Origin of the sequence: Goodfellowiella coeruleoviolacea (assembly GCF_024171785.1) — a bacterium.
In the GTDB taxonomy this organism is placed as follows: domain Bacteria; phylum Actinomycetota; class Actinomycetes; order Mycobacteriales; family Pseudonocardiaceae; genus Goodfellowiella; species Goodfellowiella coeruleoviolacea.
This window is the reverse complement of record NZ_JAMTCK010000001.1, coordinates 4,981-21,743: the sequence shown is the minus strand read 5'-3', so window position 1 is coordinate 21,743 and position 16,763 is coordinate 4,981. Positions and strand designations below refer to the sequence as shown.

The window sequence follows — 16,763 nt, the reverse complement described above, 5'->3', positions numbered from 1 at the left end:
GGGGATAAGGGAGCGAAGTTCCTGGGAACACCAGTCCTACCCAGGCTGTTGGAGCGAGCATGACGACCCGCACCGCGGACAGGAGCCAGGAGTTGGCCGCGTTCCTGCGGACCCGGCGCGAGCGCCTGGACCCGCACGATTTCGGCCTGCCGTCGCGCCGGCGGTCCCGGCGGACCCCGGGGTTGCGCCGCGAAGAGGTCGCCGAACTGGCCGGCGTCAGCATCGACTACGTCGTGCGGCTGGAGCAGGCCCGCGGCCTGCGGCCCTCCGCGGAGGTGGTGGAGGCGCTGTCCAGGGCGCTGCGCCTGTCCCCCGACGAGCGCGCCTACCTCTTCGACCTGGCCGGGCAGCGCCTCCGCAACGCCGACCAGCCGGCCACCACCGCGGCGCCGCAGCTGGTCGGGCTGGTCGCCGCCCTGTCGCCACTGCCGGCCCTGGTGATGAACCGCCGCTACGACATCCTGACCTGGAACGACGAAATGGCCAGGCTGCTGCTGGATTTCGACACCCTGCCGCCGCGGCGGCGCAATGCGATGTGGCTGTGCCTGAGCAATCCGCAGATGCGTGACTTCTACGTCGACCGCGAACGCATCGTGCGGGAGGGGATCGCGCACCTGCGCGCCGCGTGGGCCGCACACCCGGAGGACCAGGTGCTCGCCGACCTCATCGCCGAACTGACCGCCGGCGACGAGGAGTTCGCGCGGTTGTGGGGCGAGCGGGACGTCAAGGTCAACGGCCGAGGACGCAAGGCGATGCGCCACCCCGACGTCGGACTGGTCGCGGTGCACTTCGAAACGCTCACGCCACTGCGGGACCCGGACCAGCAGCTGGTGATCTACCGCGCCGCCGACGAGGAGAGCCAGTCGGCACTGGACCGGTTGTCCGCGCGGTGACGGCGAACAGACCGGTCGTGAGCTGAAGCGAACCGTCCAGACCGGACCGCCAACCCCGGTCGCCGAGGACCGCGGTGCGGGCAGGACCGCGCGCCGGCCGGCGTCCGGTGCCGGTCTAGGGTGGGGCGCGATCTCAGTGGAGACCAGCCGATGTGCCCGGGTGGACGGATGTCCACGGGGACCAGGCGGCTGGCGGTGGTGTGCGGCGGGAGCGGAAGCACGTGGACATGGCGGTCGACGCGGCGGTGCGGCGCTGGGACGCCGGCGATCGAGTGGGTGGCGAGCGGGCGCTGCGCGACCTCGTGGAGTCGCCAGACGTGGACGTCGCGTCCGCGGCGGCCCTGGGGTTGGCCGTCCGGCTGGTCGGCGTCGACCCGGAAGACGCCATCACGGTGGGTTGCCGGGCGCTGGACCTGGACCATCCCGTCAACCAGCGGCGGGCCGGCCTGGTGCTCGGCTGGGCGAACCTGGCCCTGGACGACCCAGCCGCCGCGTGGACCCCACTCCAGTTCGCCTTGGGCGGCTCGGAGCCGGACGTGGCCGGGTGGGCCGCGGTCCTGCACGGGCTGGTGTCCGTCCTGGTGGACGAGACCCCGGTGCACATCGGCGCCTGGCACATCGCGTGGCAGACCGGGGTGCCGAGGGTTGTCGCACTGCTGGAACGCCTCGACGCGACCCGTGACCTGTCCACCCAGCTCACCGACGAGGTCATCTGGTCACACCTGCCGTGGGGCAGTGCCCTGTCCGCGCAGCGGGTGCTGCCCCGGCTGCTGCGCAACTGGAGCCCGGAGCACGGCTGCCGGGCGGCGCTGGGGCTGCACGTGCTGCACCGGGCGCTGGGCCTCCGCGATGCCGCGCGCCGCTCCGCGGCGCAGGTGGTGTCGGTGGGACTCGCGCCTTACCTGGCGCCGGCGTGGTTGTCCCTCGCGGAGTCGTCGCTGCTGTCCGGTGACCGCGTCGCCGCCAGGCACGCGTGTCAGCGGGCGATCGAGACAGCCCGGCCGGGGCAGCGCACCGCCGCCCACCTCTTCACCGGCGACGCACCTGGCCCGGATGTGCTGACCAGTGCGAAAACCCTGCTGGGCAGCATGCTCCGCGACGCCGGCGACATCGACCAGGCGTTGGTGGTGCTGGCTGACCTGGCCGACAGCGACGATCCCGACGCGCTCTTCGTGCGCGCCCAGACCTTCGAGCGGGCACGGCACGACGCCACCGCCCGCGAGCTGTACCTGAAGGTGGTGGACCGGGACACGCCGCACACCGCGACCAGCCTGCTCTCGCTCGGCGTCATCGCGTACCGGGCCGGCGACAACGACACGGCGTGGCACTGGTGGCAGCAGGCCGTGGACGTCGACGACCCCGAGGTGGCCGGCAAGGCCGCGCACAACCTCGGTCTCATCGCCAAGGACCGCCGGGACCTGCCGGCAGCGCTGAAGTGGTTCGGCCGTGTCATCGACTCCGGGCACGCCGAGGGTGCGCTGGCCGCGGCGCACCTGGGCGAGCTGTGCTACTGGCTGGACGACCAACCAGCGGCCCTGAACTGGTATCAGCGCACCCTGGCCGGAACGGATGACCCGGAACTGGTGGCGGAGGCCGCGTACCGCGCCGCCGAGATCCTCGTCGGGCGCGGCGATCCCGTCTCGGCTCGACCGCTCCTGGAACGTGCCGTGGACACCGCCGTTCCCGCCTTCGCCCAGCGGGCGGCGGTCCTACTGGCAGGCTTGTGACGCCGTCGTGTCACCGGTTGGGCCCACTGCGCGACGCTTCCAGCACGGCCCTCAACGGGACGGCGTGACCGAGGGCCACCCGCCGAACCACCGCGCTGTGGACTCTGGAGAAGTGGAACGCCGACGGGGGAGACCTGGTCGGGGGCCAGACCGCTGAAGAGCTGGCGGATGAAGAGGGCGGCCAAGCGGCGCGCGCCGTCCGCGGTGCGGCCGGCAACGGGGGCCTCGTCGTGGCGCGGCGGCGTGCCGTGGAGCAGCTGGCAGCGGCCCGCGGTGCCGATGGCCCGGGTCCGGAAGCTTCCGCCGCGGCGGCGACGCGGTCGGTGCCGGCGGCCCGGCGGTGGTCGCGGGAGGATGCCGGTCGCGGGGCCCGGCCGCTGATGGCGGCGGCCGCGGCCTCAGCAGGCGGAGCGCACCTGGGAGAGCACGATGTCGCAGTGCCGGAACTCCTCCTCGCTGAGCACCCCGCCCAGCAGCAGCGTGCGCACACCCAGCGCCAGGTAGCGGCCGAGGTACTCGCTCACCCGGTCGTAGCTGCCGACCAGCAGGGGCATCAGACCGCGGTCCGCCCGGTAGGCACCCGTCCAGTACACGTCGTCGTAGGTCTCGGCGGCCACGGCCAGCCGCGCCATGCGGCGGTTCCAGTCCGATTCGGACCGGGTCTTGAGCATCGTCATGTGCCGTGACCGCCGGTCCGGGACGTACTGCGCCGCAGCCACCTGCCAGGCCTGCTCATCGGTCTCGCGGGCGATGAGCCCGACCCGGATGCCGAGCGACTGGCCGTCCGCGCGGCGGGTCGCGGCGAAGTGCTCGGCGAAGGCCGCCACCGGTTCCGGATGGGTGACCGCCACGTCCGCCACGGCGACCGAGGCGGCGCGCCCGGCATCCGAGGACCCCGCCACGAACACCTTGGGGCGCAACGCCTCCTCCAGCGCGCAGTGGGCGAGCAGGCGGTGGAAGTGGTAGTGCTTCCCGTTGTGGTCCAGCGGTTCGGACGAGGACAGCAGCGCCCGCACCACCGAGATGTACTCCACCGCGCGCGCGTAGCGCTCGTCGTGGTCGAGGCGGTCGCCCACCTGGTCCAGTTCGCCGCGGATGCCGCCGGTGATCAGGTTCACGTCCAGTCGGCGGTGGTGCAGGCAGGCCAGTCCGTGCAGCATCTTCGCCGCGGTGAACGGCGGGAGCGCGTAGGGCTGCACCGCGACGAGCGGCACGAGTGACTTGGTCTGCTGGAGGATCGTCGCCGCCACGATCCACGGATCGAGGTTCTCGTGGTTGTAGAAGACCAGCAGCCCCTCGTAGCCGTAGCGTTCCGCGCGCTGGGCCAGTTCGCCGATGCCGACGACGGAGTTGGACTCGCTGGGGCGTCCGGGAAGGGCGGTCCCGTAGACGGTGAGTTCGACGGACACGGTGCTTCCTCTCGGGTGAGTCTGCGGTGGACGGCGCCCCGGTACCCGTGGCTCGGCGGTGCCCGGGTGGTGCCTCGGCCCGGTGCGTTCAGGACGGAACCGGCGGGTCGACCAGCCGGGTCAGGTGGCCGCGGAACTCGGCGAGCAGCTCCCGCACCTCGGCATCGGTCACGTCGTTCGCGTCGTAGGCGATGCGCCCCACCAGGCAGCCCTGCGGGGTGCGCCGCACGCGCAGGAACACCCCGAACAGGTTCTGCGACTCCTGGCTGCCCGCCGAGTGCACGACCTGGCCGGTGGCCTCGCCGAAGCGGTACCGGGCGATGTCGTGGCTGGGCAGGTACTCGAACATGCGGAACCAGGTGGGCTCGGCGCCGAGCGCGCCGGGAACCAGCTGGGGCGCCTTGGCGAACAGGTCGAGCAGGGGGAACTGCGCCCGCTGGTACACGTCGATCACGGCGGAGCGCACCCGCGTCAGCCAGTCGTGCCAGGGCTCGCCCGCGCGGGTGCGCAGGGGCAGCAGTGTCGGGTACACGAACGGGCCGATGAGGTGGCGGGCGCCGGGGTGGTCGCGCTGCTCGAAGGTGGTGGCCAGGATCAGCTCGTCGCTGTCCGCACTGGACCGCAGGGCCAGCGCGTACGCGGCGAACATCGTGGTGAAGACGGTGCTGCGGTGGCGGCGCGACCAGGACAGGACCGCGTCGACCTCCGGCGCGCTGAGCAGTTCCGCGCGCAGCACCCGGCCATCGACCGGCCTGCCCTGCTCGAAGGGGATCGCTCGGCGGTACCGGGTGGGGCTGACCCCGTTGAGCGCGTGCTGCCAGGCGGCGTGGTCGGTCTCGGACCTGGCGGCCAGCCGCGCCGCCTGCCAGCGCGCGTACTCGGTGTAGCGCAGCGCGGGCGGTGCGACGGCCGCTCCGGTGAGGCGGGCCGTGTACAGCACCGCGAGTTCGGCGACCGCGTGGCGCAGCGACGTGGGGTCCACAGCGAAGTGGTGGAACACCAGGCCGACCAGGTGCCGGTGGGGTGTGCTGCTGAGCCGGAAGCAGCGGACGAGCGGTGGCGAGTGCACGTCGATGGTGGCGTTCCCCACCACGGCGGCCATCCTCGCCAGGTCGTCCTCGGCGTGGCCGGTGGCGGGAACCGGTGTGCACGCGATGTCGCCGGTGGCCACGAGTTCCACCGCGTCCTGATCGGTCAGCGGACGGGTGCGCAGGGTCTCGTTGCGCGTCACCAGGTCCCCGAGCGCGGCGTCGAGCGCGGCGAGGTCCAGTGGACCGGCCACCTCGACCACGATGTTCATCGTGGCGCGCGGGTTGGTCAGGTAGCCGGAGCGGATCTTCTCCGCCTGCAGCGCGACCCGCTGGAACAGCGACATCTCCGTGGTCATGGTGTCCTCTCGGCGATCAGGAGGTCGGGGTAGTGCGCAACGCGGTCCCGTGCGGCGAGCAGCGACCGGTGCAGGTCGGCCAGCAGCGCCAGGGACCACCCGCTGCGCTTCCAGTCGGCGAGCGACACGCCGAAGCCGAGCCGCTGCCACAGTTCGGCGTTGCGCGCCTCGTGCTCGCCGAACGGTTCCAGCAGCACCACGGGAGTGGCCGCGCTGAGCGAGTCCATCAGGGTGCCGCCGCCGGGCTTGCTGACCACCGCCATCGCCTGGCGGGCCAGGTGGAAGGAGTCGTGGTGCTCATCGCCCCGGCGGAAGACCGCGGTGCCGTCGGCGGCGACCTGCCCGAACGGCGGAAACCCGGTGTCGTGCCACGGCTGCCAGTCCGGGTCGATCATGAAGTGCCTGCGCCGCTCGTCCGAAGTGGACGCGGTCGGCAGGTCGGCGGCCTCGTACACGACGACGTCGAGCGCGAGGCCCTGCGCGCTCAGTTCCCTGGCGTGGGTGGCGTAGGTGCCCATTCCCCAACCGCCGCCGTGCACCAGGAACCGCGGTACCCGGTCGGACCAGTCCACCGGCCGCGCCCTGCTCACCGGGATGGTGCGGGCGATGCCACCGTCGCGCTCCTCCAGCAGCCACACGTCGCTGTGCTGCCCGGTCGCGGTGGGCGTGGTCGCGGTGGGGGTGGTCGCGGTGGGGGTGGTCGCGGTGGGCAGCGTCGACGCCAACGAGGTGAACGAGGGGGAGGCGACGGAGTCGACGTGGCAGCTCCGCACCCGCACACCGGGGCGGGCCGCGGCGTAGTCGAGCGCGACGGGCAGCCAGAAACCGGAGAACACCACGAGCAGGCTCACGTTGTCGGCGTCCCACTCGGCGAGCAGGGCCCGCACCGCGGTGGCGTCCACCGCGGCCGCGTTCTTCCGCGCCAGACCCCGCGCGGCGCGGGCGAGCGCGAAGTCGCGGTGGAAGGCCACTTTGGACGCTGGGATGCGTGCCCGCTTGTCCGGGGGCAACAGCCGTTCCCACACGTCGACGCGCACCGGCTGGGCGGCCTCGGCCAGCCGGCGGGCCAGCAGCAGGCCGGGCACGTGCACGCCCAGCGCCACCCCCGACGTCAGCACGGCGATCACCGGCTCATCACCTCCGTGGCGCGGTGCAGTGCCCGCAGGGCCCGGGTGAGCCCGCGTGCGGCGAGGCGCCGGCTGAGCAGCGCCGCCGGACCGCGGGTGCCGCGCGGCACCCCCTCGACGGTCATGATCAGGTACAGGTATGCCTGGTAGAGCAACAGCCGGCGGCGGGCGGCCGGGGTGAAGACCGCGCGGCCACCCGCCTCGCGGTAGCCGGCGAGCAGCGCGGGGTCGTCCTCGATGTCGCCGAACAGGGCCAGTGAGACGAAGTCGGCGAGCGGGTCTCCCCAGAACGCCCGCTCCGCGTCGATCAGCCCGGCGATGCGGGGACCGGCGGGCGCGCCGGTGTCGAGCATGACGTTGCCCTCCCACAGGTCGAAGTGGACCAGCACCGGCTCGGTGACCTCGTCGAGGACGGGACGCTGGGCCCGGACGAGCGCGGTGATGTCGGCGGCGGGCGCGGGCAGGGCGACGCCGAAGCGCTCCGCGTCCGCGAGCACGGCCGCCAGCATGGCGGTGCACGCCTGGCCCCAGGTGTCACCGGACAGCCCGGTGCCCGGCTCGGGATAACCGAACCTGCTGCCCCGGATGCCGTGCAGCCGGGCGACGATCCGCCCCAACTCCCGGCGCAGGACCTGGCGCCGCGACCGGTCGAGGCGTCCGCGCAGCCGGTGCCACGGCTGCCCCGGCAGCATCGAGGTGACCAGGAAGTCACCGCCGAGCGCCGCGCTGTCCCGGCCGAGGTGGTGCGGGACGGGCAGGGGGGCCACGCCCGAGGCGAGCCGCAGGAACGCCGCCTCGGTGCGCAGGATCCGGCGCTCGTAGGTCAGCCGAGGCGCCTCCGCCCGAGGGGCGACCTTGAGCACGACCGGCCCGACCGGGTCGAGATCCAGTCGCCACACCGCGTTGTAGGTGCCGTCGGTGAGTTCCTCGGCCGCGGTGATCCGGGTGGCGGGGCCGAACGCCTCGGCCACCGCACCGGCCAGCTCCTCGGCGCTGACCCGCCGCGCGGTCCGGCTAGGCACGCGCCGCTCCCTCCGGCTCGACGGGACCGCCCGCGCGCAGCAGCCGGAACACCGGCACGGCGAAGGCGGCGCCGACCACCGCGCGGGACAGCAGGTAGGCGGTGGACCACAGCAGGCTCAGTGCGACGGCCTCGACCTGCGACAGCAGCCCCCACGCGTCGCTGAGCAGCAGCACGCACACGCCCTGCGGGCCGCCGTAGCCGCCGACCGAGATCGGCAGCTGCGTGGCGATCAGGAAGACCGAGCAGAACTGCACCAGGTGGCCGGGGGACAGCGGCGTGCCGGTCGCCAGCAGCAGCAGCCACCAGGACAACGCCATGGCCACCACCAGACCGAAGCGCAACGCGAGCTGCACCAGCATCTCCGCCGGGCTGGTGCGCACCAGCACTGACAGGAACGCGTTGGCGCGCAGGCGGGGAAACAGGGGGCGGGCCGAGGGCAGCCACGCCCACAGCAGGAAGGCCGCCAGAACCGCGGCGACCACAGCGCCCAGTGGGGCGGTCACCGCGGGCATCCCGTCGGTGAGCAGCGCGCCGACCGCGACGACGCCGACCAGCACCACCGCGTCCGCGACCGTGAGCACTTCGGTGGCGCCCAGGGTCCGCAGGGCGGGAACACCCCACCGGCGGCGGAAGTACACCGGTGCCACGACCTTGGTCAACAGGGGGAACACCAGGCCGGGCAACAGCTTGCCGCAGACGACCACGATCACGTCGCGCACCGGCACGCCCGGCGCCAGGTGGCGGCGGTACACCAGGGTGAAGCCGGTGACGTCGAGCACGCAGAAGGCGAGCGTGTAGCCGATCACCGACAGGGCCACCAGCGCGGGGGAGGAGCGCCGCAGCGTGTCGAGCAGGCTGGGCCAGTCGACGCCGCGCAGCGACCACCAGCACAGGGCGGCCGCGGCGACGACGGTCAGCGCCGCGCTGAGCAGTTCGCGCGCGCGTCGACGGGGTGGTCTGCTGGTTGTCGTGGACACCGGCCTCACCCCACCGCCGCGCGGCCGAGGGCGTCGAGGTAGGCGTCCTCCATGAGGGCGACGCGCTCGGCGGACCGAGCGACCTCGTCGGTGCCTGGCTGGTCCAGTGTGGACAGCACGCGGTCGAGTTGGGCGGCGAAGTAGCCGAGGGGCCGGAACGACTCCACCCGACGCGGTCCGTCGTGCGGCAGGACGATCAGGTTGACGGGCAGCGCGCCCGCCGAGGGGCGCAGGAAGTTGCGCAGCCGCACCACGCCGCCGGAGAACGTGAACTCGTGATCCGCCCGGTACGGGCCGGCCAGGCCCGCGTGCAGGGTGGCCCGCACGCCGGACGGCCAGCTCAGGTGGGCGGTGAACGCGACGTCCACGCCGTGTGGGCCGCTGAAGTCGGAGTGGCCCTCGGCCGTGGCGCCACCGAGCCCGACAGTGGCCTGAACGGCCTGCAACCAGTACGCGGCGGTGTCGAACAGCGCCCCGCCGCCCAGTTCGGGGCGGAACCGGTAGCCGGCACCGGGCGGGATGTCGAAGGTGATGTGGGTCGTCACCGACAGCAGCTCGCCCAGCTCGCGCGATGCGATCATCCCGCGCACAACCGCCTGCCACGGGTGGTGCGCGGTCATCACCGCCTCCAGCAGCCGCACGCCGCCGTCGGCTGCGGCGCGGCGCAGCGCGTGCAGCTCACGCCGGCTCAGGCACAGCGGTTTCTCGACGAGCACGTGCTTGCCGGCCCGGGCGGCCGCCACGGCCCACCGGCAGTGGGCGGAGTTGTGCAGGGACACGTACACCACCGCCACCCGGGGATCGTCGACCAGCGCCCGGTAGTCGTCGTGCGCCACGGGAATGCCGTGCTTGTCGCGGTAGCCCCGGGCCCGCTCGGCACTGCTCGCGGCGACCGCGTACACCCGCACGTCGTCGCGGGCCCGCGCCGGGCCGATGATCGCGCGTTCGGCGATCCCGGTCGCGCCGATCAAGCCGATCTCACGGAACACGCAGCACCTCGTCCCGGTTCTGGTCGGCCACCGGGGCAACGCCGTCGAGCACGCCGTCGAGCACGCTGTCCAGCACCGCGTCCCACCGCCGGTCCTCCTCGGCGTCGCTTGCCACGACCGCGCAGTAGAACCTGCCCCACGGCGGACGCAGCGTGTTGACCGCGAGGGGCAGCACACCGGTGCCGCCCGCGCGCAGCAGCGCCCGGTGCCCGCGCAGTCCAGCGACCACGGCCTCGAAGGCCCGCGTCGGCGCCGGTGTGCCGGCCGGTGCGGCGGGCACGCGCAGCCGCCGCACGGCCAGTCGCACGGCGCACTCCTGGTTCAGGCGTGCCGCGGCGAGCGCGATGGACCCCATGGACAGGCGCGGGTTGATCTCCAACACCGGGACCAGCGTCCCGTCCCGCAGCAGCATCGAGTCCACGCACAGCGGACCGCGGTACCCGGCCTCCGCCAGGGCGGTGCCCACCAGGGCGATCTGGTGGTGGTAGCCGCGATCCGCCAGGCGCGCGACGAGATCCGGTGGTGCCGGCCGGGACCCGGCGTAGCTGAACGCCGTGTTCTCCAGCAGCAGCACGCCGTGCTGCACGACCTGGCCGTCGGCGCGCACCTCGGCGTGCGCGGAGAAGTCGAGCACGCGGTCGAAGCGGGGCTGCACCAGCAGTTCGAGGCGCGCGCCCCGGTCGACCTGTCTGCTCAGCGACCGGACCAGCGAGCTGAGCACCCGGGGCGAGGACACCTCCACGGTGCCCCGGCCCGACACCCCGTGCGGGTCCTTGACCAGCACCGGGCGGCCGTCCTGCGCCCGCACGGCGTCCTCCAGCGCGCGGGTGGAGCGCACGACCTCGCCGGCACCGGGCAGACCCGCTCGCTGGACCAGCGTGTTGGACCAGGTCTTCGAGGACACCTCGCGCACCACGTCGACGTCGCCCGAGGTGACGCGCAGCGCGCACCGGCGGGCCATCGCGGCGGTGTCGGGCAGCACCGCGTAGGGGACGAGCGTGCGCCCGGCCAGTTCCGGCAGTGGCGCGCGGGTCAGCCGCTGCTCCACCGGTTCTGCCGGATCACCCGGGGCGGTGCGGTGCTCGGCGGTGGCGCCGGCCGCGCCGAGCACGTCGAGGAACAGCGGCGGCACCGGTGAACCCGTGACCAGCAGGTCGCCCGGTGCGCAGGTGACGGCGAGCAGTTCGTCCATCGCGGCGACGACGAGATCGGCGGCCGGATCGGACACCGACGGCAACCGGGCCAGGTCCTGGGGGCGCCAGTGCCGCTCGGCGTCGAAGGTGCCGAGCCGGACCGCAGCGCCCAGGGTCACCGCGCGCCGGCTTCCGAGACGAACGCGGTGAGCTGGCGCAGCGAGTCGAGCTGTTCCAGCGACAGGTCCTCGAAGTCCAGTTCGAGGTTGAACTCGTCCTCCAGCTGGAGCAGGAAGTTGATCATCTGGATGGAGTCGAGCCCGAGGTCGTTGACGATGCTGGTGTTCTCGTCGATGGTGGCCGCCAACGCGGGGTCGCCGAGGATCGTGCCCAGCAACGCCTTGATGCGCCCGGCCACCGCGGCGGTGTCCGCCACGTCGTTCTGGTCCAGCACCACATCCGCTTCGCGCACCAGATCACACTCCGTTCAGGTAGAGGAGGATGCAGCGGGAGCACACCGGCATGAGGCTGGTGCCGCGCAGGACCTCGCGCACCCGCCGGAAGGCCTCGCCCTGCCACACCTCCGCGACGCTGTTGTCGTAGAGGTCGCCGATGACGAACTCCGGGAAGAACTTGCAGGAGCTGACCTTGCCGTCGGCGTGCACCTCCAGTCGGTTGGACACCGCCAGGCACCGGTTGCGCTGCTGCGCGGGCTTGGGAACGCCGAGGATGAACTCCTCCACCTCGTCGATCTCCAGCTGCGGCTGGTAGCGGATGCGCACGTTCCACGTGCGTTCGGCCAGCCTGGTCATCGAGCGCTTCAGCTCGTCGATCAGTTCGGGCTTGAGCCGGTAGGTGTAGGAGTGCCAGGTGGGGCGGGTGCCCGGGGCCGGCGGGTTGAGCCAGCTGAAGCACCGCTCGTACAGCTCGTCCATGGAGCGCGCGACATCCGGGCTGATGTACCAGGGGAACTGGAAGTAGACGGTGTTGACCCCGAGGGCCTCGGCCCACTCCATGAAGTCGTACATCTTGCCGACGGTCTCGTTGCTGACCATGCAGGAGATGGAGATCTCGCCCTGGTACTCGCCGGAGCGCTGCAGGTCCAACATGGACTGGATGTTGCGGACGGTGCGCGGGAAGGTGCCGCGTCCGCGCAGCGCCTCGTGGTCGTCGTCGCGGCCGTCCAGACTCACCAGGATGTTCAGCCCGGGGCCGATGGTCAACAGGTCGTCGACGTGGCGTTCCAGCAGCAACCCGTTGGTGCACATGACGACCGTGCGCGGGTTGCGCGCGAGCAGCGCGGCGATGTCGCCGAAGCGCTTGTGCATCAGGGGCTCGCCGCCCCAGAGGAAGACCTTCGCCCGGGTGTCGTCGGTGGCGCGCAGGACGTCGTCCACCACGGCGACGTCCAGTTCGGTCCGTTGCTTCTCCTTGCTGAAGTCGTGGAAGAAACCCTGGTCGTTCCACTGGTAGCAGTGGTTGCACCGCAGGTTGCAGCGGTAGGTGAGCTGCATGCTCACCTCGCGGGGCATCGGGGTCGCGTACGCGGCGTCGACGCCGATGTTGCGCCGGGTCTCGGCGCGGATGGCGACCGTCCGGCGTAAGTCCTCGAATTCCTTGCGGTTCAGTGTGCGCGCTGTTCGGGGATGCACCGTTTCTCCTCCAGAAGCGGCCTGGGATGAGCGTGGAACGGTGTGGCGGCCCGTGGCCAGGCCCGGCCGCGCTGGTCCTGCCCCGCCTGCTGACTACTCCGGCGGACAACGCTGTCCGCGCGTATTCACGGAATTCCTGGCGTAACACCCCATTGTGCGGAACGCGGTTCTCGGTGTTCCGCGACAATGTGTGGCGGTGTGCCAGGAGGGATCTGTTATGGCAGCCGAACAGCTCTCCTCGGCGTCATTGTCGGGACAGCGTTGAGGATGCCCTTGGCAACTGTTGGAGGCCCATTATCCGGCCTCGCTCAATAGATACAGGCTGCGCCCCGGGCTGTGAAGGGGCTGATCGGGGTGGGTGTGGTCGTGCCCCTTTGTCCCTGCCGGGTTTGCCGGAACAGGCGGGCTGCCGTGGTCGCGCCGGCGGTGTCCCAAGCCGCGGTGTCCGTGCCGCTGGCCAGAGGTGGCGAAATGGCTGGATGTCCAGGTATTCCGGACTTTGTGCCGGGTGTTCGGAGTCAATCGGGCTGACTGGTGCGGTGCGTTGACAGGCTCTTCACGGCGGATGTACGGTTTTTCTGCTCGCATTGTCTGACCGTGTCGATCGGTGTGGCGGCGGCGCGAAATACAGGTGGAGCCGCCGTTGTCGCACCGGGCGCCGTCCGTCCTGCCACGCAATTCCTGATTCCGTCTCCCCGGTGCGCTCACACCGCACCCGCGTAGCCGCGGGCCGAGTCGCCTGCCCCACCCGCGCCGTCGGCACCGGTGCTGACCGGCTCGTATCCGTTCGACGCTGTGAGGTACCCGTATGGCCTTGTCCGACCCGTGTTCTCCGGATTCCGCCGGTCGAGGCGCGGCCGGTGGAATAGCCGTCGTCGGGATGGCCTGTCGACTGCCCGGCGCGGCCGATCCCGCTGAGCTGTGGAACCTGCTCAGCCGGGGCGGCGACGCGGTGCGGGACGCGCCACCGCACCGGGGCTGGCCGGCCGGCGCGCCAACGTCGCGGGGCGGATTCCTGGACCGGATCGACCTGTTCGACGCGGAGTTCTTCGGCATGCTGCCGGTGGAGGCCGCCGCGACCGACCCGCAGCAGCGCCTGGCTCTCGAACTGGTCTGGGAGGCGCTGGAGGACGCCGGCGTGGTGCCCGCGTCGCTGCGGGGCCAGCCGGTGGGCGTGTTCGCCGGTGTCGCCGCCGACGGGTACGCGCACCTGTTGCGCGAGAGCCCGGCCAGATCCTCCTACGCCGCGGCGGGCGTGAGCCGGTCGATGATCGCCAACCGGGTGTCCCACGTGCTGGCCACCCGCGGGCCCAGCATCACCGTCGACACTGGACAGTCGTCCTCGTTGGTCGCGGTGCACCTGGCGGCGGAGAGCCTGCTGCGGGGCGAGTCCAGCATGGCGGTCGTCGTCGGCGTGCACCTGAACACCGACCCGGCGGCCGGGCGGCACCTGGGTGCGCTCGGTGTGCTCTCCCCCTCGGGACGGTGCGCCGTCTTCGACGCGGACGCGGACGGATTCGTCCGGGGCGAGGGCGGCGGCGTGGTCGTCCTCAAGCCGCTGGCCGAGGCGATCCGCGCCGGAGATCCGGTGCACGCCGTGATCCTGGGCAGCGCCGTGAACCACGACGGCGGCAGCGACACGCTCACCGCGCCCAACCCCGACGCCCAACGCGACGTGCGGCTGCTCGCCTGTCACCGCGCCGGCGTCGGGCCCGAGGACGTGCAGTACGTGGAGTTGCACGGCACGGGAACGCGCCTGGGTGACGCGGTGGAGGCGACCGCGCTGGGCGCTGGCGCGGCCGAGCCCCGTGCGGAGGGGGCGCCGCTGCTGGTGGGCTCGGTGAAGACCAACATCGGCCACCTGGAGGGCGCGGCGGGGATCGCCGGACTGCTCAAGCTGATCCTGGCCCTGGTCCACCGGCAGCTGCCGGCCAGCCTGCACTTCCGGGCCGAGGGACCACCGCTCGCCCGGCTGGGACTGCGCGTGCCCACGGCGCGCGGACCGTGGCCCCGGCCGGATCGGCCACTGCTCGGCGGCGTCAGCTCCTTCGGGCTCGGCGGCACGAACTGCCACGTCGTCGTGGGCGAGGCGCCGGCGAGGGCGGGTGGCACGGCAGCGGGGCGCGGTACCGGCCCGGTGGCCTGGCCGCTGTCCGGCCGGACCGAAACCGACCTGCGCGCCCAGGCGGCCCGACTGCGCGGCTGGCTGTCCACCGCCGACGGTGACCCCGAGGACATCGCGCACAGCCTGGCCACCACGAGAACCCACTTCGCGCACCGGGCCGTTGTCGTCGCCGCCGACGAGGCGGCCAGAAACGCCGCGCTCGCCTCGGTCGCGGCCGGTGCGCCGTCCGCTGACGCGCTGCTGGGCCACGCCCCCAGCGACCGGCCCGGCGCGCCCGTGTTCGTCCTGCCCGGACACGGTCCACAGTGGACGGGTATGGCCCGAGGCCTGCTCACCACCTCCGCGGTGTTCGCCGAGCGCATCCAGGAGTGCGACGAGGCGTTCGCCCAGCACGTCGACTGGTCCCTGCGGGAGGTCCTGCTCGGCGCGCCCGGTGCCCCGGCGCTGACCCGGGACGACGTGGTGCAGCCCGCGATGTTCGCCACCGTGGTGGCGCTGGCCGCGGTGTGGGCGTCGTGCGGAGTGCGTCCCGCCGCGCTCATCGGCCACTCGCAGGGGGAGATCGCCGCGGCCCACCTCGCCGGGGCGCTGTCGCTGCCCGACGCGGTCCGGATCGTCGCGGCCCGAGCCAGGACCGTCGCCACCCTGGCGGGCACCGGGGCGATGCTCTCCACCGCCCTGCCGGCTGACGAGCTGGCCCGGATGATCGCCGAGCAGCACCACGACCTGCACGTCGCCGTGGTCAACGCCCCCAATGCCACGGTGGCCTCGGGCGACCCGCGCGCGGTGCGGGAACTGGCGCGCGCCTGCGCGGCCGAGGGCATCGCCCACCAGGTCCTGGGAATCAACTACGCCTCCCACAGCCCGCACGTGGAACCGCTGCGCGCGCGGCTGCGCGCCGAACTCGGCGACATCACGCCGCGGCCGCTGGCGCGCGCGGTGTACTCCACGGTCACCGGTGGCCGGGCCGACGCCGGGTTCGCCACCGCCGAGTACTGGGGTGAGAACCTCCGGCGCCCGGTCCGGTTCGACGCGGCCGTGCGCGCGGCCCTCGCCGAGGGGCACCGCGCGTTCGTCGAGGTGTCCCCGCACCCGGTGCTGGCCCAGGCGGTCGCCGACGTCGCCGCGCACCTGGACACCCCCGTGGCGGTGGTGGGCACACTGCACCGCGACGACGGCGGCTGGGACCGCTTCGTCCGGTCACTGGCGCAGGCGCACGCCCAGGGCGTGGACGTGTCCTGGGACCGGGTGTACCCGGCGGGCCGACGCGTGCGGCTGCCCACCTACCCGTTCCACCGGCGCAGCCACTGGCTGCCCGACACCGGCGCGCCAGCGGCGAGCACCGCCGAGCCCGCTGACGACGGGCGCGCGCGCGATCCGCTGGACGTCGTCACCGGTCACCTCGCCGTCGTGCTCGGCAACGAGCCGTCCACCCCGGTCGATCCCGAACGCAGTTTCCGGGAACTGGGCCTGGATTCGGTCGGCATCAGCGAGTTCTGCGGCAGACTCAGCGCGGCGACAGGGGTGTCGCTGACCACGGCCGAGGTCTTCAGCCACCCCACGCCACGGGCACTGGCCGACCACGTGGCGGTGCTGATCGCGGACCTGGCCACCGGTGAGGAACCCGCGTCGCACGAGCGGCCCCGCGCTGACGTGCTGCGGGCGCTCACCCACCTGGAGCGCGTGCTCCCCGGCCTCTCCGGTGACGCCGCCCCAGACGTGGACGCCCGACTGCGGGCGTTGCTGCGCACGCTCAACGAACTGCACCACACCGCACCCGACCCGCTGCTCGGCGCGGCCAGCGACGACGAGCTGTTCGCCGTGCTGGACAACGAGTTGGGGCTCGCCGGAGCGAGCGGTCCGAACACTTCCGATCTGGGTGGAGGAATCGAGGCGCGATGAGCAACGAGGAGCGGCTTCGCGAGTACCTGCGGCGGGCGACGGCGGATCTGCGTGGTGTGCGGGATCGGTTGGCGCGGGTGGAGGAGCGGGCCAGGGAGCCGATCGCGGTGGTGGGGGTGGGCTGTCGGTTTCCCGGTGGGGTGGGGAGTGCGGCGGAGCTGTGGGGGTTGGTGGCGGCTGGTGGTGATGCCGTGGGTGAGTTGCCGGTGGATCGTGGTTGGGATGTGGCGGGGTTGTTCGATCCGGATCCGGATCGGGCTGGGCGGTTCTACACGCGGGGTGGTGGGTTTCTGACCGGTGCTGGTGGGTTTGACGCTGGATTCTTCGGGATTTCGCCTCGGGAGGCGGAGGCGATGGATCCGCAGCAGCGGTTGTTGTTGGAGACGTCGTGGGAGGCGTTGGAGGACGCGGGGATCGA

General features: G+C 72.8%; 13 protein-coding genes. 4 read left to right on the top strand and 9 right to left on the bottom strand.

What is annotated here, in order from left to right; all coding sequences use genetic code 11:
• The first annotated feature begins 59 nt into the window (after positions 1–59).
• Positions 60–893 (top strand): helix-turn-helix transcriptional regulator, encoded by an 834-nt coding sequence (locus tag LX83_RS00075; RefSeq protein ID WP_253765584.1) that lies wholly within the window; start codon positions 60–62, stop codon positions 891–893.
• Positions 894–1,120: 227 nt separating this feature from the next.
• Complete coding sequence (locus tag LX83_RS00070) at positions 1,121–2,620, top strand: tetratricopeptide repeat protein (protein ID WP_253765582.1); 1,500 nt, start codon at positions 1,121–1,123, stop codon at positions 2,618–2,620.
• A gap of 398 nt (positions 2,621–3,018) precedes the next feature.
• Here the strand turns inward: LX83_RS00070 and LX83_RS00065 are convergent, their stop codons facing one another.
• The 9 genes from LX83_RS00065 to LX83_RS00025 all read right to left on the bottom strand — a co-directional run bounded on the left by LX83_RS00065 (position 3,019) and on the right by LX83_RS00025 (position 12,318).
• Entirely contained in the window at positions 3,019–4,029 is a 1,011-nt protein-coding gene (locus LX83_RS00065) for an LLM class flavin-dependent oxidoreductase (protein ID WP_253765580.1), read from the bottom strand.
• Between the two features lie 88 nt (positions 4,030–4,117).
• Positions 4,118–5,416 carry a condensation domain-containing protein gene (locus LX83_RS00060; protein WP_253765577.1) on the bottom strand — a complete coding sequence of 433 codons (1,299 nt, stop codon included), beginning with the start codon at positions 5,414–5,416 and terminating at the stop codon, positions 4,118–4,120.
• The gene (locus LX83_RS00055; protein WP_253765575.1) at positions 5,413–6,543 is read right to left on the bottom strand and encodes a hypothetical protein; all 1,131 of its coding nucleotides are present in this window, start codon (positions 6,541–6,543) and stop codon (positions 5,413–5,415) included. The genes LX83_RS00060 and LX83_RS00055 overlap by 4 nt, the downstream gene beginning before the upstream one ends.
• Complete coding sequence (locus LX83_RS00050) at positions 6,540–7,565, bottom strand: phosphotransferase family protein (protein ID WP_253765573.1); 1,026 nt, start codon at positions 7,563–7,565, stop codon at positions 6,540–6,542. The genes LX83_RS00055 and LX83_RS00050 overlap by 4 nt, the downstream gene beginning before the upstream one ends.
• Positions 7,558–8,544, bottom strand: a complete 987-nt coding sequence (locus LX83_RS00045) for a lysylphosphatidylglycerol synthase domain-containing protein (RefSeq protein ID WP_253765571.1) — start codon at positions 8,542–8,544, stop codon at positions 7,558–7,560. The genes LX83_RS00050 and LX83_RS00045 overlap by 8 nt, the downstream gene beginning before the upstream one ends.
• 5 nt (positions 8,545–8,549) lie before the next feature.
• Positions 8,550–9,533, bottom strand: coding sequence for a Gfo/Idh/MocA family protein (locus LX83_RS00040; protein WP_253765569.1), 984 nt, complete (start codon positions 9,531–9,533; stop codon positions 8,550–8,552).
• Positions 9,523–10,845: a hypothetical protein gene (locus LX83_RS00035; RefSeq protein ID WP_253765567.1), complete on the bottom strand. Its 1,323-nt coding sequence runs from the start codon at positions 10,843–10,845 to the stop codon at positions 9,523–9,525. Before LX83_RS00035 ends, LX83_RS00040 begins: the two co-directional genes overlap by 11 nt.
• On the bottom strand, positions 10,842–11,138 hold the full coding sequence (locus LX83_RS00030) for an acyl carrier protein (RefSeq protein ID WP_253765565.1): 297 nt from the start codon (positions 11,136–11,138) through the stop codon (positions 10,842–10,844). Before LX83_RS00030 ends, LX83_RS00035 begins: the two co-directional genes overlap by 4 nt.
• Before the next feature lie 4 nt (positions 11,139–11,142).
• Entirely contained in the window at positions 11,143–12,318 is a 1,176-nt protein-coding gene (locus LX83_RS00025) for a radical SAM protein (RefSeq protein WP_253765563.1), read from the bottom strand.
• A gap of 808 nt (positions 12,319–13,126) precedes the next feature.
• Here LX83_RS00025 and LX83_RS00020 point away from each other — a divergent pair.
• On the top strand, positions 13,127–16,345 hold the full coding sequence (locus tag LX83_RS00020) for a type I polyketide synthase (protein ID WP_301327389.1): 3,219 nt from the start codon (positions 13,127–13,129) through the stop codon (positions 16,343–16,345).
• Positions 16,342–16,763, top strand: a 422-nt coding sequence (locus LX83_RS00015; protein WP_253765559.1) for a beta-ketoacyl synthase N-terminal-like domain-containing protein, incomplete at its 3' end; no start/stop codon positions are given. The genes LX83_RS00020 and LX83_RS00015, both read left to right, overlap by 4 nt.

Bases quoted from the DNA above. Each gene is read 5' to 3' on its own strand.
- LX83_RS00070 (WP_253765582.1), top strand. From the start codon at position 1,121: ATGGCGGTCGACGCGGCGGTGCGGCGCTGGGACGCCGGCGATCGAGTG.
- LX83_RS00020 (WP_301327389.1), top strand. From the start codon at position 13,127: ATGGCCTTGTCCGACCCGTGTTCTCCGGATTCCGCCGGTCGAGGCGCG.
- LX83_RS00075 (WP_253765584.1), top strand. From the start codon at position 60: ATGACGACCCGCACCGCGGACAGGAGCCAGGAGTTGGCCGCGTTCCTG.
- LX83_RS00060 (WP_253765577.1), bottom strand. From the start codon at position 5,416: ATGACCACGGAGATGTCGCTGTTCCAGCGGGTCGCGCTGCAGGCGGAG.